Annotated in this window: 16 protein-coding genes; 8 read left to right on the top strand and 8 right to left on the bottom strand. The window is 54.6% G+C overall.

The features are described 5' to 3' along the window. Positions 1–39: 39 nt before the first annotated feature. From rsmF to ABK821_RS11490, 3 genes are all read left to right on the top strand, one after another. Positions 40–1,473, top strand: coding sequence for a 16S rRNA (cytosine(1407)-C(5))-methyltransferase RsmF (gene rsmF / locus ABK821_RS11480; RefSeq protein WP_138361467.1), 1,434 nt, complete (start codon positions 40–42; stop codon positions 1,471–1,473). A 116-nt stretch (positions 1,474–1,589) separates the two neighbouring features. After that, positions 1,590–1,829, top strand: coding sequence for a YebV family protein (locus ABK821_RS11485; RefSeq protein ID WP_138361468.1), 240 nt, complete (start codon positions 1,590–1,592; stop codon positions 1,827–1,829). Positions 1,830–1,924: 95 nt separating this feature from the next. Further along, the gene (locus tag ABK821_RS11490) at positions 1,925–2,116 is read left to right on the top strand and encodes a YebW family protein (RefSeq protein ID WP_142501485.1); all 192 of its coding nucleotides are present in this window, start codon (positions 1,925–1,927) and stop codon (positions 2,114–2,116) included. On the opposite strand, the gene pphA is transcribed toward ABK821_RS11490, so the two are convergent. Continuing rightward, the gene (gene pphA / locus ABK821_RS11495) at positions 2,113–2,766 is read right to left on the bottom strand and encodes a protein-serine/threonine phosphatase (RefSeq protein ID WP_343178917.1); all 654 of its coding nucleotides are present in this window, start codon (positions 2,764–2,766) and stop codon (positions 2,113–2,115) included. The genes ABK821_RS11490 and pphA overlap by 4 nt on opposite strands. A 164-nt stretch (positions 2,767–2,930) precedes the next feature. On the opposite strand from pphA, the gene ABK821_RS11500 reads away from it, so the two are divergent. After that, positions 2,931–3,875 (top strand): VirK/YbjX family protein, encoded by a 945-nt coding sequence (locus ABK821_RS11500; protein WP_343178919.1) that lies wholly within the window; start codon positions 2,931–2,933, stop codon positions 3,873–3,875. Between the two features lie 147 nt (positions 3,876–4,022). Continuing rightward, entirely contained in the window at positions 4,023–4,166 is a 144-nt protein-coding gene (locus ABK821_RS11505) for an Ecr family regulatory small membrane protein (protein WP_171034888.1), read from the top strand. Positions 4,167–4,957: 791 nt separating this feature from the next. Here the strand turns inward: ABK821_RS11505 and ABK821_RS11510 are convergent. The 3 genes from ABK821_RS11510 to yobA are packed head-to-tail and all read right to left on the bottom strand — an operon-like array spanning position 4,958 to position 6,561. Further along, a complete protein-coding gene (locus ABK821_RS11510) occupies positions 4,958–5,296 on the bottom strand; it encodes a YebY family protein (RefSeq protein WP_171034889.1) in 339 nt (112 codons plus the stop codon). A gap of 16 nt (positions 5,297–5,312) precedes the next feature. Continuing rightward, positions 5,313–6,182 carry a copper homeostasis membrane protein CopD gene (gene copD / locus ABK821_RS11515; RefSeq protein WP_142501489.1) on the bottom strand — a complete coding sequence of 290 codons (870 nt, stop codon included), beginning with the start codon at positions 6,180–6,182 and terminating at the stop codon, positions 5,313–5,315. Between the two features lie 4 nt (positions 6,183–6,186). After that, a complete protein-coding gene (yobA, locus tag ABK821_RS11520; protein WP_138361474.1) occupies positions 6,187–6,561 on the bottom strand; it encodes a CopC domain-containing protein YobA in 375 nt (124 codons plus the stop codon). 135 nt (positions 6,562–6,696) lie between these two features. Between yobA and ABK821_RS11525 the strand changes: the two genes are divergently transcribed. Both ABK821_RS11525 and exoX read left to right on the top strand, forming a co-directional pair. Beyond that, positions 6,697–6,927: a DNA polymerase III subunit theta gene (locus tag ABK821_RS11525; protein ID WP_138361475.1), complete on the top strand. Its 231-nt coding sequence runs from the start codon at positions 6,697–6,699 to the stop codon at positions 6,925–6,927. A 78-nt stretch (positions 6,928–7,005) separates the two neighbouring features. Then, positions 7,006–7,665 carry an exodeoxyribonuclease X gene (gene exoX / locus ABK821_RS11530; protein WP_138361476.1) on the top strand — a complete coding sequence of 220 codons (660 nt, stop codon included), beginning with the start codon at positions 7,006–7,008 and terminating at the stop codon, positions 7,663–7,665. A gap of 6 nt (positions 7,666–7,671) precedes the next feature. On the opposite strand, the gene ptrB is transcribed toward exoX, so the two are convergent. The 3 genes from ptrB to ABK821_RS11545 all read right to left on the bottom strand — a co-directional run bounded on the left by ptrB (position 7,672) and on the right by ABK821_RS11545 (position 11,030). Further along, positions 7,672–9,732 (bottom strand): oligopeptidase B, encoded by a 2,061-nt coding sequence (gene ptrB, locus ABK821_RS11535; RefSeq protein ID WP_138361477.1) that lies wholly within the window; start codon positions 9,730–9,732, stop codon positions 7,672–7,674. A 117-nt stretch (positions 9,733–9,849) separates the two neighbouring features. Continuing rightward, positions 9,850–10,536, bottom strand: a complete 687-nt coding sequence (locus ABK821_RS11540; RefSeq protein WP_138361478.1) for a tellurite resistance TerB family protein — start codon at positions 10,534–10,536, stop codon at positions 9,850–9,852. A 146-nt stretch (positions 10,537–10,682) separates the two neighbouring features. Continuing rightward, positions 10,683–11,030 (bottom strand): YebG family protein, encoded by a 348-nt coding sequence (locus ABK821_RS11545; protein WP_138361479.1) that lies wholly within the window; start codon positions 11,028–11,030, stop codon positions 10,683–10,685. A gap of 136 nt (positions 11,031–11,166) precedes the next feature. On the opposite strand from ABK821_RS11545, the gene purT reads away from it, so the two are divergent. Beyond that, positions 11,167–12,345 (top strand): formate-dependent phosphoribosylglycinamide formyltransferase, encoded by a 1,179-nt coding sequence (purT, locus tag ABK821_RS11550; protein WP_138361480.1) that lies wholly within the window; start codon positions 11,167–11,169, stop codon positions 12,343–12,345. Positions 12,346–12,464: 119 nt separating this feature from the next. Here purT and ABK821_RS11555 read toward each other — a convergent pair whose 3' ends face one another. Beyond that, positions 12,465–13,106 carry a bifunctional 4-hydroxy-2-oxoglutarate aldolase/2-dehydro-3-deoxy-phosphogluconate aldolase gene (locus ABK821_RS11555; protein ID WP_138361481.1) on the bottom strand — a complete coding sequence of 214 codons (642 nt, stop codon included), beginning with the start codon at positions 13,104–13,106 and terminating at the stop codon, positions 12,465–12,467. Positions 13,107–13,114: the final 8 nt, after the last annotated feature.

Consider the following 13,114-nt stretch of genomic DNA (forward strand, 5'->3'; position numbering starts at 1 on the left):
GTAAACTGCGTCCCCTTATTTTGTTGTGGTGCGCACCTCGTGGCTCAAAACCCTGTCTATCTCCCTGAAGAATTCCTCGCTCAAATGCGTGCGGCGATGCCAGCGCATCTCTCTTTCGCTGACTTTATCGACGCCTGCCAGCGTCCGCTGCGCCGAAGCATTCGTGTCAATACGCTGAAAATCACCGTCGCTGACTTTTTGCAACGGGTTGCACCCTACGGCTGGCAACTGACGCCAGTGCCCTGGTGCGAAGAAGGTTTCTGGATCGAACGCGAAGACACTGACGCCGTGCCGCTTGGCAGTACGGCGGAACATCTCAGCGGGCTGTTTTATATTCAGGAAGCCAGCTCCATGCTGCCGGTCGCCGCGCTGTTTGCGGACAATGAAATGCCGCAGCGGGTAATGGACGTCGCCGCCGCGCCGGGGTCCAAAACGACGCAAATTGCCGCACGGATGAACAATGAAGGCGGGATTCTGGCGAATGAATATTCCGCCAGTCGGGTCAAAGTGCTGCATGCCAATATCAGCCGCTGCGGTATCGGCAACGTGGCGCTAACGCATTTTGATGGCCGGGTATTCGGCGCCGCGCTGCCGGAGTGTTTTGACGCTATTCTGCTCGATGCGCCCTGCTCCGGCGAAGGCGTGGTGCGTAAAGATCCCGATGCGCTGAAAAACTGGTCGCCGGAAAGCAACGAGGAAATCGCACGAACCCAGCGTGAACTGATCGATAGCGCATTCCACGCGCTTCGCCCGGGCGGCACGCTGGTCTACTCCACCTGTACCCTGAACCGGCAGGAAAACGAAGATGTGGTCAACGGACTATTAGCCCGCTTCCCGCAGGCCGCGGAAGTGTTGCCGCTCGGTTCGCTGTTCCCGCAGGCTAACGAGGCGCTGACCGAAGAGGGATTCCTGCACGTCTTCCCGCAGATTTTTGACTGCGAAGGCTTCTTTGTCGCCCGACTGCGTAAAACCGCCGCCATCGAACCACTCCCCACGCCCGGCTATAAGGTTGGCAAATTTCCGTTCACCCCGCTGAAAAATCGTGAATCTGCCGCCGTTACCGCCGCTGCCGCCGCTATTGGCCTGCGGTGGGACGCCAGCCATACACTCTGGCAGCGTGATAAAGAAATCTGGCTGTTTCCCCGGGCGCTCGACGCATTATTTGGTAAAGTTCGTTTCTCCCGTATCGGGATTCGTCTTGCCGAAACGCACAATAAAGGCTACCGCTGGCAACATGAAGCGATTATTGCCTTTGCCGCGCCAGCTGCGCCTTTTGAACTGACCCAGGCCGAGGCGGAAGAGTGGTATCGCGGTCGCGACATCTACCCTGAAACGCTCCCGCTGCAGGACGATGTCATTGTCACTTTTCAGGGCGCGCCGCTGGGACTGGCGAAAAAAGTGGGATCGCGTTTAAAAAATAGCTATCCCCGCGAACTGGTCCGCGACGGGAAGCTGTTTAGCGGCAAGTCGTGATGCGGCGCATAAAAACCGCATTTTTTCACTGGCGGTTTTCGCACGTTTGTCTACGCTGAAAAATGTCGGCCCTTGACTGGTCGTACCACAATTCAGCAGATAAACGGGGTTAATTTATGACTAAAACCAGCGTACGTATCGGCGCGTTTGAAATCGATGACGCCGAACTGCATGGCGAACAGCAGGGAGAGCGAACGTTAAGCATTCCCTGTAAATCCGATCCGGATTTATGCATGCAACTTGATGCATGGGACGCAGACACCAGCATACCCGCCATACTTGATGGCGAACATTCCGTCCTCTACCGTAAGCACTATGACCGCCAGTCCGACGCCTGGGTCATGCGCCTTGCCTGACCCAATGAACCCGTCGCCTCAGACGGGTTATTTGTTCCCCCTTAACCTGACATCTCCTACACTTATTCATATGTTTTCTCAGAGATGAGGGCAGAATGTTTGCCTTAGTGCTGTTTATTTGCTACCTGGATGGCGGCTGCGAAGACATCGTCGTGGATGTTTACGATAACGAACGGCAGTGTATCAACGCGATGAACGATCAGCGGATACGCCACGGCGGCTGCTTTCCTGTAGAAGATTTTATTGATCGTTTCTGGCTTCCCGCCCGCGAATACAGCGACTTTTAACCTGCCTGCTGTAGCGCCACCAGGGTTAGCGCCCCGCCAAACACCACCCCGGTGTCAATATAGTGCTGGTTATCATAGTCATAGCGCCGTTTAAGCGGCGTATGACCGAACCAGAAATGGTCCGCGCCGGTCATCGCGTGGTGACGCCCGGCCAGATGGTTGTTAAGGCGTTGCCGATTCCACAATACCTGCAGCTCATCCACCGGCTGCTGCCAGCAATACACCGCTGCCGGATAATCAGCATGGGCAATCACATGCACCTGCTCGCCGCTGTGAAGTTCAATAATCAGCGGCAGACGGCGGCAACGGCCAATCATCTCCGCGAGCCGCCGCCGCTGGTTCGGCGAACTTTGCCTGTACCAGTTTCCGCCGTTCATCTCCCAGAGCATCATGTCGCTGCTCGCCAGCGCCTCCAGCGCCATCTGCTCATGGTTTCCGCGCACCGCGTAAAACCAGCGGCAGCCCAGTAAATTCAGACACTGCACACTTTGCGGCCCGCGATCGATCAGATCGCCTACCGAGAGAAGCAGATCCTGGTAAGGGTTAAACTTTCGCTCACGCAGCGCAGCAACAAGCGGCGTAAAGCAGCCATGCAGATCGCCGACCAGCCAGATATTACGCCACGCGGAACCGTCAATGCGCTGATACATATTTCATCCTCCTGGCATAATGACGGGGAAATTACTCCACTTCCCGCCGATAATCTTTACACCTCAATCAATTTTAAACGAAAACAAAATATAGTTCGCCAGGACATTAAGCTCATCACGCTATATCCATAGAATACAGGCCAAATAACAACGAGGTATTCACCGTGACGGATAACAGCCTGCATTCAGCTAATGTCGTTGAACGACATCAAAATCTTATTGCCGACCTGGTAATGGGCCGACTGACTCCCGCGCCGATCTGGCTCAAACGTCATTACCGGCTTAAGTTTTTGCTGCGCACGGCTTTATTTTATGCGCCAACGCGCGATATGCTGGATAATTTGTCAGCGCGCGCGGACTTCAACCAGCTCCTCTCCGCCCAGGGAACCTTGCCGGGAAAAGTCCATCGCCAGTATTTGATTCGCGGATTCAGCGCTCACCAGCGTGCGCAGGCAATCATTAGCCACTATCAGTTTATCGATTCACTCTCCGGTTCACGTCTTGCCTGCGCGATGACCGCGGCAAAAGAGATGCCGCTGCTTATACTCACAGGCAAAGATGATCACCGGTTTACCCTCTCCGCCTCCTCGGCGGGAAAAGCGGAGCGCGAGGGAGAGACGACCCTGTGGCTGCACGATAGCGATCAAACCCTGCTCGCCAGCGCCACCTTCAGCGTTATCCGCCAGCAGGCGCAATGGCAATTGATCATCGGCGGTCTACAGGGCCCGCGCAGTCATATCCCCCATGAGGTCATTAAACGGGCGACTCGCGCCTGCTATGGTCTGTTTCCGAAACGTTTACTGCTGGAGTTCATCTGGCTGCTGGCCGCGCATTGCAACATTCAGCGCATTTACGGGGTGAGCGATAACGGTCACGTTTTCCGGGCGCTACGCTACAGGCTGAGCAAAGGACGCCACTTTCACGCCAGTTACGACGAGTTCTGGCAATCTATTGAGGGTATTGCGGATGGGGATCTGTGCTGGCGTTTACCGCTCCGGCTGGAAAGAAAGAAACTGGAAAATATTGCCAGTAAGAAACGCGCAGAATATCGCCGTCGCTTCCAGTTGCTGGACGATATGGCTTCCCGGATGACGAGGCTCATGGATTAACATGACACGCCAGCGCGCTCCCGCCATCCTTAACAGTGCCTGTTCCACAGGATAAATGCCGTTTGGTGTCGCGGCGTTTGCATCCGTTACGAGGTTTTCGTTACTATCATGACTTCATTGCACGCTTCCCGAGCACCTATTGCCGTTATGAGCAAAACAGAAATCCTCCTTCTGGCTATCCTGTTGACTATTTTAGCCTCTGCGCTCTGGTTTATTCTTAGCAATGAAATCTGGATCCTGGTGAGTTATCTCGAAAGCTGGCTATATCCGACTTTTGTGGCGCCAGAATAAAGGCCCTGTGGCAATTTGTATGCCCGCCGTATCCTGTCGTACCGTTCGGGTAGTAAACACCCTGATGAAATAACCGCATGAAGTGTTAACGCATTTTCCTGTCCGCTGTTTTATTTGTCATACAAATGTGTATACTGAGCGACTTCCGATGTTGGCCCATAAACTTCACCTGCACTATGGGCCTGATTACGTGCAGGTGTTTTCTTTTCTTCTTAACTCTTTTTAGTCAGTTTTTTGTTGCAATGCTGTCCAGGGTCCACTTACAAATTCTCACCTTGCCTCTCCCCGCCGGTAAAACAAAAACCAACATGAGAAATCACGCCTTTTCGCAGCAAAACTGCGCGTTAATCCGCCAAATCGAAGACCATTAACAAACCACCGAAGGATGGTCTGCTCTCAAGAATTCCCCATGCTCACAGAATATCCGCACTCTCACGGCGCGGAGCAGAGTATGGTCAGACCGAATACGGATATTCGGGTAATATTGTTCAGTTCCAGAAAAGCATTAAAAACATACAGATAAAAAGAGACCGAACACGATTCCTGTATTCGGTCCAGGGAAATGGCTCTTGGGAGAGAGCCGTGCGCTAAAAGTTGGCATTAATGCAGGCTAAGTCGCCTTGCCTTATAAGCGTAGTTTACCGCGTCAGGTTTTCCAGTCCGCGACAAAAGTGGACGAATAATTCCTGACATATGCGCCAGGAGCAACAAAAAAACCGCCCCTCCCGAACAGGGATAATGGCGGTTTTTTGACTGCGAAGACTGCGAATATAGCCAGATGCAAATATCGATCAACAGAGTTTCTGCGCACGCGCAATAAATGGCGTGAGAGGCATTTTGTGTCCTGGTCGCTGCGGATCGTCAATCTGGATCACCGAAATCGGCTGCGCGTTGATCGTGCCCGCTTTCATCTGCTGCTCGGCCACTTCATTCAGCGGATACTGCACCAAAGTGCTGGGGTTAATCGCGAATAGCGCATTGCCCGGACGGCAGGTCAGCATCACCTCTTCCCGATTAAACGCCCAGTTCTCCTTACCCACTTCAAAGCGGCTCACGGTAATCACCTGCGGCGCGGCCAGCGCGGCGCCAGAACTTGCCAGTAACAACATTGTCAGAACGATTTTTTTCATGATTTAACCCGTTAATTCAGTAAGGCTCCCAGGTGGCAAACAGGCTGACGGCAAACAGCGCCAGCGCGCCCAGCGCGATTTCTATCTGCGTTGTACGCACAATGAGCCGCTGCGCCCGCGTTCCGTTTACCGACAAGCGGGGCACCAGAACATACCGGTTCACCAGCGCAATTGCCACCATTGCCGCCACCAGAACACATTTGAACAACAGCATTCGTCCCCAGGGCGACGCGCTGATAAGCCCGCCCTGAATAAACAACGCATTCACCATCCCGCTGACGATGGTACCGGCGACCGCCAGATGCCCATAGCGAGAAAAGCGCATCATGGTCGAAATGGCTAACTGCCGCCAGCGGCCATGTGCCAGGCGCAGACAGTAGAGAAACGGCAGTAAACCACCAAACCAACTGGCGACAAAAAACAGATGTGCCGCATGGTTTGTCCGCTGGGCGACTCCCCGGAGCCCCTCATTCATCGCCGCATGGCCGACAGCCGCCAACAACAGCAATTGCGCAGCAAGAAGTATCAGCAGCAAACGGGCCGGACGCCGGGGCTTCAGCCACACCACAACCAGCGCCACGAAAGCCAGCAAAATTTGCCACACCCACACGCCGCCGAACTGCGTCCCGGCAACCGCCTGCCAGATAGCAGGCTGCCAGACATCCTGCCAGCCATTGCCCATCAAACCGCCCTGCGCCATCAACATCAGCAACGCCGACAGAGCGTTGATCAGTAACAGATGGCGCATCAGCGGATAGAAACGCCGCATCAGCAAACGACGAAGTGCCGAAGGCGCCCACCACGCACCATAAAGCACACAGCCAAAAGTGACCATCAGCGAGAGGAAATGGATAAAGCGCAGGCAGACATAAATGCCGCTAAGCATGAGGCTATTTCACGCGAAAGGTATAGTGTCCTTTCGTTTTGTGGCCATCCACGGAGACCACGTGCCACTCAACGGTATACTCGCCCGAGGTTAATGTCTGTTCGACAGGCACCGTCAGTTGGGCTTTATTACTGTCGCTGCGGCGCAGTTTGCCAAGGGCGATGGACTTATGCTGCGGCCCGCTAAGGGTAACTCCGCTAAACTGTGTTTCGATCCCTTCTGAAAAGTTCAGCGTCAGCGCCTGCGGTGACGCCTCCACAACGGCCCCGGCCGCCGGAAGCGGTTGTTGCAGATGGGCATGAGCCAGTGCGCCAGCAGCGGTCAGGCCGCCGGCGAGAAATACGGACAGACGCAGCATGCGTCCAGCGATGGTTGGCATAGTCAACATTCCTTTTTGTTATGTATGTAGCACAGAGAATAACCCTGTATAATGATGCAGTCGAGCTAAGCGTATGAGACTTGCCTTTTTGCCGCGTGCTGAGTACTTTTTGCGGCATTATCAGAGGAGAAACCAATGGAAAAGAATCTGGCGAAGATTTCCCAGCATGAGATGGACAAAGTCAATGTCGATCTCGCCGCGGCAGGCGTCGCGTTTAAAGAACGCTACAATATGCCGGTGGTCGCCGATCTCGTCGAAAGAGAGCAGCCCGAAAATCTGCGCGACTGGTTTCGCGAACGTCTGACCGCTCATCGTCTGGCTTCGGTTTCGCTCTCTCGCCTGCCCTATGAACCGAAACAGAAATAATTCCCGTCACTTGCTGGTATCCCGGTTGGCAAGCCCCGCACATTCCATTACGCTGGTTCCTTTGGCCTGGAGCGAGCCATGCTACGCGTAATTGATACAGAAACCTGCGGATTGCAGGGAGGCATCGTTGAAATCGCCTCGGTAGATATTGTCGACGGGCAAATCACCAACCCCATGAGCCACCTGGTTCGCCCCGACCGCCCCATCACCCCGCAGGCAATGGCAATCCATCGTATAACTGAAGAGATGGTCGCGGATAAGCCGTGGATCGAAGAGATTGTGCCGTTATACAGGGGGAGTCAGTGGTATGTCGCGCATAACGCCAGCTTTGACCGCCGGGTATTACCGGAAATGCAGGGCGAGTGGATTTGCACGATGAAGCTGGCCCGCCGCCTGTGGCCAGGAATTAAGTACAGCAACATGGGGTTGTATAAATCGCGCAAGCTCAGCGTCGCCACCCCGCCAGGTCTGCACCACCACCGGGCGCTGTATGACTGCTATATTACCGCCGCTCTGCTGCTTGATATTATCAAAACGTCCGGCTGGTCACCGGACGAGATGGCGGCCATAACCGGCCGCCCGACGCTGCTCTCTACCTTTACCTTCGGTAAGTATCGCGGTAAGCCTGTCTCAGAAGTGGCGGAAAACGATCCCGGCTATTTACGCTGGTTATTCAATAACCTGGATCGAATGAGCCCCGAACTGCGCCTGACGCTTAAGCACTACCTCGGTGAGTAACCCGCCTTATACTTCCGCCATGCCTGGCAGTGTTCCCTGCGCCAGGCCAATGAGAAACGCAAACTCCAGCGCCACGCCTTCGTAACTTTTGAAACGCCCGGATTTACCGCCGTGTCCGGAATCCATATCCGTACACAGCAGCAGCAGATTGTCATCGGTTTTCAGCTCGCGCAATTTTGCCACCCATTTTGCCGGCTCCCAGTATTGAACCTGCGAGTCATGCAAGCCCGTGGTAACCAGCAGATGCGGATACGCCTGCGCCAGGATGCCGTCATAAGGGCTGTAGCTTTTTATATAGCGGTAATACACTTGATCCTGCGGATTACCCCACTCTTCAAACTCACCGGTCGTCAGTGGGATCGACTCATCAAGCATCGTTGTCAACACATCCACAAAGGGAACCTGAGCTACCACGCCATGAAACAGTTCCGGTCGCTGGTTAATCGCCACGCCCATCAACATGCCCCCCGCGCTGCCTCCCATCCCATAGCACAGACGCGGGTCGCCGTAGCCCTGCGCCAGCAGCGCATCGCAGACATCAAGGTAATCGTTGAAGGTATTTTTCTTACACAGAAATTTGCCGTCTTCATACCACTGCTGGCCCAGTTCGCCGCCGCCGCGAATATGGGCGATAGCAAACACAAAACCGCGATCGAGCAAACTTAGCCGACTGGTGCTGAAATCCGCATCCATACTGGCGCCGTAGGAACCATAGCCGTACACCAGCAGCGGACTGCCGCCTTTTCGGAAATGATCATGGCGATAAACCAACGATACCGGAACTTCAACGCCATCGCGGGCAGTGATCCACAGATGCTCGCTGCGATAATGGCTGGCCTCAAACCCTTTCACTTCCTGTTGTTTCAGCACTCGCCGCTCGCCGGTGTTCATATCCAGTTCAAACAGCGTATCCGGCGTCGTCATCGAAGAATATCCGTAGCGCAAACGGGAGGTTTCCGGCTCAGGGTTATAGGCAAGCCAGGTCACATAGGCCGGATCATCAAAAGCAATGCCCTGAGACGCGCTCGTTTTGCGGTTAATCTGTCGCAAGCTGGTAAGTCCACGCTGGCGCTCCTCAACGACCAGCCAGTCGGTAAACAGGGTAAAACCTTCAAGCATCACCTCAGGACGGGGAGGAATTAACGTCTCCCACTGTTGTTCATCGCGCAGCGTACTACGATAAAGGCCGAAGTTTTTACCTTCGCGATTCGATCGCAGATAAAAGGTATGCTGATAGTGATCGAGACTATATTCATGATCTTTACGTCGCGGCAGAAAGCAGATCGGCTCGGCGTCGGCCATTTCAGCATTCAGCAGCAGCACTTCGCTGGTCGTCGCGCTGGCCAGATAAATCACCACAAACTGCTGAGAGGTGGTTTTGTGAACGCTGACATAAAACGTATCGTCCTGTTCTTCATATACCAGAACATCTGAACTGGCAGCCGTTCCGAGGCGATGACGCCAGACCTGATACGGCAGCAGCGTGGTCGGGTGTTTGCGCACATACCACAACGTTTGCGAATCATTACTCCACGCAAAATCAGGGGAGACGTTTTCCAGCACCTCCTGATATTCATCACCGTTGTATAAAGGGTAAAAACGCAGACTATATTGCCGCCGGGAGAGATAATCTTCCGCCACGGCCATGATATTATTGTCGGGTGAAACCCCCAGACCACCCAGTGTGTAAAATTCGCTGCCCGCCGCACGCTGATTGCCGTCCAGCAACACATCCCATTGATCCCACTCTTCTTTCAGCACCGACTGGCGTTGATAAATCGCATACTCGCATCCTGGTTCATACACCTGACGGTAACGATAGCCATTTTTGCTGTAGGGCGCCGACACTTCGCGCTGCGGTATTCGGTCAATAATCTCCTTAAGTACCCTGTTCTGCAGGCTACTTTGCGAGGACATCACTTTTTTACCGTATTCATTTTCCTGCTTCAGATAATCAAGCACATCCGGCTGCGAGCGTTGATCATCACGCAGCCAGTAATAATTATCGATTCGGGTATCGCCATGTAAGGTCATGGCATGGGGGATCCGTTTGGCTTTTGGCGGCATCTACTTAGTCTTCTGCGGCTTATATTAGTTGCCCTTCAGCACGCAGCAAAACACGCTGAAGGATGACAGGTATAAGAGTGGCAAATGTCACCCGCGATGCAAGCAAAACCTGAGGATTTAGTCCTCTATAGCCTGTTTTTGCGCCTGAATGTCCTGCTCAATATCCTTACGGACATCCAGTGGCAGTTTAAGGGCTTCGCCGAGAGCATTCAGATAGCTGCGCTCCATAAAATGGTCAATATCAATGACCGCACAGCTGATGTAGTAAACCTCCAGCGCCTCTTGCTCGCTGTTAATGCTCTCTGCCAGCCGCCGGGGATCAAGTGGCTGAGCCAGCGCCTGGTCGATTAACACCCGTCCCTGAACATCAATATTTGCCGCGCGCAGTTGCTCTTCGATACTTGCCCGCTCACGCTCGTCAATGTGTCCATCGCTTTTGGCCGCAAAGATCAGCGCCATAATCAGCCGTTCACTGCGGGCATCGAGTTCAACGGAGTCTGCTGAGTGCGTCAGCCCGGCGGGCAAAGCGGAATCATCAGGTTCCTGCGGCGAACTGGCGCGCATTTTCTGTTGGTACTTGTTCCACAGCACGGTTCCCGCTACTGCGCCACCGCCAACCAGCAGTGCGCCGGTGCCATATTTCGCCAACAGCTTGCGCGATGATTTACTGGCGACCAGCAAGCCTGCCAGCCCGCCAAGCGCCCCCGGCAGCAGCACATTTTTTCCGCTTGATTGCTCGTCAGATAAAGAAGATCGTCCCTGCTGCCCCAGCAGAGACTGCAGTTGATTTAGCCAGTTCGACATATTTTTCCTCGTTGCGCGATAAGCGATACCATCAGCCTAAACGAGGAGGTGTCAGGAAATGTATGACCAGCTAAAGATGCGCAAATATGATACTGAAAAGCGCATAATCCTCATTTTACCGCCAGAACTCCCTGTGCAAAGGGAACTCAGGCGGCTTTCACTTTACGCGGCTTCACCGGAGCTTCAGATTCAGCGACGGCTTCGCTGTTGTCGCCCTCTTCCGGTCCGGCGTGTTGCCGATCGCTGTGGTCATGGACCTCAGGCAATTTCCCCGAACGCAGAATATGATTCAGAGTCTCTTTACGCTCGGCCAGCCACATCGCCATGCTATCGCGCTGCTCTTCATCAAGGGTAAGCGGACACGCGACCAGCCAGTCGTTAAGGACTTCCGCCAGATCGAGCATTTTGTCATAAGCATCGGCCTCTTTTTTGCTGGCAAAAGACATTTTTTCCTCACCTTCGCGAATTACCACATATTTAATTTCAACCGCCATGATGCAGCCCCTTGTGTACTGTATTTTTATACAGTATAACAAATTTTGCCCCTAATCTCAATCGACGCGCATAAAGACACGCGCAAACGTTTTCGTTTATAATGCGGCGCATGTTTTTTCACTGTGGAAGAGAGTTATGACTGTATTAGGCACGGCGCTGCGCCCTGCGGCAACAAAAGTAATGTTGTTAGGTTCCGGCGAACTGGGTAAAGAAGTGGCCATCGAGTGTCAGCGTCTGGGAATTGAGACCATCGCCGTCGATCGTTACCCTGATGCCCCGGCAATGCAGGTCGCACACCGTTCACATGTCATCAATATGCTGCATGGCGAAACGTTACAGGCGCTGATCGAACAGGAAAAACCCGATTTCATCGTGCCGGAAATCGAGGCCATCGCCACCGATACGCTGGTCATCCTGGAGCAAGCAGGGCAAAAAGTCGTTCCTACCGCGCGCGCGGCGAAACTCACCATGAACCGTGAAGGGATCCGTCGCCTGGCTGCCGAAGAACTCAAGCTGCCCACTTCCGCCTACCGTTTTGCCGACAGTGAGACCGCATTTCGGGAAGCCGTTGCCGGGATCGGTTTGCCGTGCATCGTTAAGCCTGTGATGAGTTCATCAGGCAAAGGCCAAAGCTTTATTCGTTCCGAAGAGCAGTTAACCGAAGCATGGCACTACGCGCAGCAAGGTGGTCGCGCCGGCGCCGGGCGCGTGATTGTCGAAGGCGTAGTCAACTTTGATTTTGAAATCACCCTGCTGACCGTCAGCGCCGTCGATGGCGTGCATTTCTGTGCGCCAGTTGGCCACCGTCAGGAAGATGGCGATTACCGCGAATCCTGGCAGCCGCAGCAGATGAGTGCGCTGGCCTTAGAGCGCGCCCAGGAGATAGCCCGCAAAGTCGTGTTGGCGCTGGGCGGTTATGGTCTGTTTGGCGTTGAGCTGTTTGTTTGCGGCGATGAGGTCATTTTTAGCGAAGTGTCGCCGCGCCCGCACGATACCGGCATGGTCACGTTGATTTCCCAGGATCTGTCTGAGTTCGCCCTCCACGTCCGCGCCTTCCTTGGCCTGCCCGTTGGCGCCATTCGCCAGTACGGCCCGGCGGCCTCGGCGGTGATCCTGCCGCAACTGACCAGCCAGAACGTCACCTTTAGCCATATCCAGGCAGCAGTCGGTGCGGGTCTGCAACTGCGCCTGTTCGGCAAGCCGGAAATTGATGGCTCGCGTCGTTTAGGCGTGACCCTGGCGGTAGCGGACAACGTCGATGAAGCGGTTGCTCGCGCCAAAGCGGCTGCGTCTGCGGTAGTGGTCACGGGATAAATCTCCGCCGCGACAGGCCGGTAATACAGGTCAGTTGCGCAAAGGTTTTGCGGCGCAAACTGATAAAAAAACCCGGTCACGTTAGCGCAGACCGGGCTTTGCGAGTTAACGCGCGAAGATTACTTCGCGCCTTCTACCGCTTCACGCGCCAGTTTGGTGATACGGTCGAAATCCCCCGCTTCCAGCGCGTCCGCAGGCACCAGCCAGGAGCCGCCGATGCACAGCACGCTGTTCAGCGCCAGATAATCACGGTAGTTTGCCGGAGAGATGCCGCCCGTCGGGCAGAAACGGATGTTGGCGAACGGACCGCCAATCGCCTGCAGCGCTTTCACGCCGCCGTTCGCTTCCGCCGGGAAGAATTTGAACTCTTTCAGACCATACTGCATACCCAGCATCAGTTCGGATACGGTGCTAATCCCTGGGATCAGCGGGATGGTGCCTTCGCCGGTCGCCGCTTTCAGCAGGGATTCGGTGAGCCCCGGGCTGATAGCGAACTGCGCCCCCGCCTCAGTCACCTCTTTCAGTTGTTCAACGTTGGTGACGGTACCGGCGCCAACAATCGCTTCCGGAACGTCTTTGGCAATCGCGCGGATTGCATCTATCGCACAGTCGGTACGCAGGGTCACTTCAAGAACGCGTACGCCGCCCGCAACCAGCGCTTTCGCCATCGGCACAGCGTGTTCCAGTTTTTTCACCACGATGACCGGGACAACCGGGCCGGAGGTGAGGATTGCTTCTGCAGTTGTTTTCCAGTTTTTCATCAGATTTT

The sequence above is a fragment of the Klebsiella sp. KE9456 genome, assembly GCF_043832615.1.
GTDB lineage: Bacteria > Pseudomonadota > Gammaproteobacteria > Enterobacterales > Enterobacteriaceae > Klebsiella > Klebsiella indica.